This window comes from Legionella santicrucis, from assembly GCF_001468135.1.
Classification (GTDB): Bacteria; Pseudomonadota; Gammaproteobacteria; order Legionellales; family Legionellaceae; genus Legionella; species Legionella santicrucis.
In genome coordinates, this window is the sequence record NZ_LNYU01000092.1 from 1 (window position 1) to 334 (window position 334).

Consider the following 334-nt stretch of genomic DNA (forward strand, 5'->3'; position numbering starts at 1 on the left):
TAGTATGACCTGCGGTGGGCAATTTTTCGATAAATTCTGATGCAACTTTACTGTCATGTACTTCACCACCCGTTATTTCAAAATCAATGGGTAAGCCGAAAGCATCAACAGCCATATGAATTTTTGTTGTATTACCACCTCTGGATTTTCCTATAGCTTGATTTTCTTCAGAAGCTACTCCAGCACTGTGTTGATAAGCTTTTATTATGCTTCCATCAATAAACGCCCACTCAATATCTGTTCTTAGAGGAGTGCTTTGAATATAGCCATCAATTTGCCTTTTGAGGACCATCTATTAACTCTTTGATAGATTGAGTTCCAGCATCCAAATTCT

1 pseudogene is annotated in these 334 nt (G+C 37.7%); it reads right to left on the bottom strand.

Features of this window, described 5'->3' with window-relative positions:
• Positions 1 to 334 (bottom strand): annotated as a pseudogene (locus Lsan_RS21180) (IS5 family transposase); the annotation flags it as partial.